This is a genomic window from Thermoflexus sp. (assembly GCF_025055495.1).
In the GTDB taxonomy this organism is placed as follows: domain Bacteria; phylum Chloroflexota; class Anaerolineae; order Thermoflexales; family Thermoflexaceae; genus Thermoflexus.
Genome location: NZ_JANWXB010000128.1, coordinates 1 through 1,765, shown reverse-complemented (window position 1 = coordinate 1,765; position 1,765 = coordinate 1). Strand labels below are relative to the sequence as shown.

General features: G+C 66.7%; 1 protein-coding gene. It reads left to right on the top strand.

Annotation, left to right across the window (positions count from 1 at the left end; all coding sequences use genetic code 11):
- A partial coding sequence (locus NZM16_RS04285; RefSeq protein ID WP_295478826.1) for a hypothetical protein occupies positions 1-1,765 on the top strand: 1,765 nt, incomplete at both ends.

Below are 1,765 nucleotides of genomic sequence, written 5' to 3'. Positions count from 1 at the left end.
GCCGCGGCCGCGGCCAGCGTTCTCTACCTGATCACGCGGGGGATGGGGTTCTCCGTTGCGACCGCTACTCTCACAGCCCTCTTCTTTGCCTTCGGCACCCTGTCGTGGCCCTACAGCCAGCGGTTGTTCCGCGAGCCCCTGACCGGCTTCTGGCTGTTGCTGGCCTTTGGGGCGCCCTTCCTGATCGCTAGGCCGCTGGAGGCGGCTTTCTTCCTGAGCGGCCTGGCCTTCGGAGGCGCAGTGGCTACCAAGCAATCCGCCCTCATTGCCCTCCCTGGCCTTCTGCTTGCCGTGGGGCCGCTGCTGCGTTCTGTGCCTCACGATAGGGCGCTCCGGGCACTCGGGGTGGCCATCGTGGGCTTCCTGGCGGTGATGCTCCCGGCCCATCTATACTATCGGACCACTCTGGCGGGCATCCCGGCATTCGCCCGCAATGTGATGGAATATTCCCGTGCGCCCGAGCTGGCGATCTCCGAACCGGAGGCAATGATCCGGCGGGCCCTGGCGCTGACCCTCAGCCCAGGCAAGGGGTTACTGACCTATTCGCCGGCGCTGTTGCTGGCCCTCTTCGGGCTCCGAGGCCTGTTCCGCCTCCATCCCTTTCTGGCGGGGGGCCTCCTGGTGTTTGGGGTGCTGCACGTGGCCGGCTACAGTCGTCCGATCATCTGGTGGGGTGGGCTGAATTGGGGACCGCGGTATATGGTGCCCCTGATCCCCGCCGCCATGCTGGCGGCGGCCCCAGCGGTGGAACAGCTCCGGCGATGGCCCCGCGGGCGAGGCCTCCCCGTGCTGATCGGCCTGGGGGGACTTTCGATTCTCCCCCAGCTGGCCGGCGTGCTGGTGGATCCCCGCCTGTTTGAGGGGGAGCTGGATCGCCTGCTCTATCAGCGGCTTCGGGATTATCCCCAGGCGATGGAGCGCGTCGCATGGGACTGGACCTACAATCCGATCCTGGGCCACTGGCGGATGCTCCTCGCCGCCGACCCGGCTCCTGCCTGGATCCGATCCGCATCGGGGTTTCCGCTCATCTGGCCTCCTGTCGCTGTCGGGGTGGGGATCGGAGCCGGCGCCTTGGCCGGCCTCTGGCGCCTGAGGCAAGGATCCAGGCCTCTCTCCGGGCGAGCCCTTGTCCTAGGCGGGGCCCTGGGATGCGGGGCGTTGCTGGCTGCCGCCGTCTCTCTGCACGCCGTTGCAGACGATCCGCGCTATGACTTCCACGAGAACGCCCGGTTCCTCCGGCCGATGATTGAGGACCTGAACCGGGAAGCTCGCCCCGGGGACGCGCTGCTGATGACGTATCCCTACTTCGGCGATTACTTCCTGAACTGGTTGCGGGCGCCGGTGGACTGGTATGCGATTTTCTCCACCCCCACCCCCTTACCGCAGCCCCAGCGGGCGCTCATCGATCGCGTGCTGGCCCGGCATCCGCGGGTCTGGCTGATGCGGCCCTGGAACCGCTGGCACGAATCGGAACCTGGGATCGAGCGCTACTTGATCGCGCAGGCATATAAAGTTAAGGAGCGAGACTATGAGAGCTGGATGCGGCTGATGCTGTATCTGAGCCCGCGGGGCAGATGGCATGTCGTCGGCGAGCACATCCGCTGGGCGAATGGCATGGAGCTGGCCCAGGCGGCAGTTCAAGGCGAGACAACGCCTGTCCATTCGGGAGGACGGCCAACTTTATCTATGCCACGAGGAGCGCCGCTGCGGGTGGCCATGATGTGGCAGGCGACGCATCCTTCCCCCAGGCCCCGCAAGGTGTTCG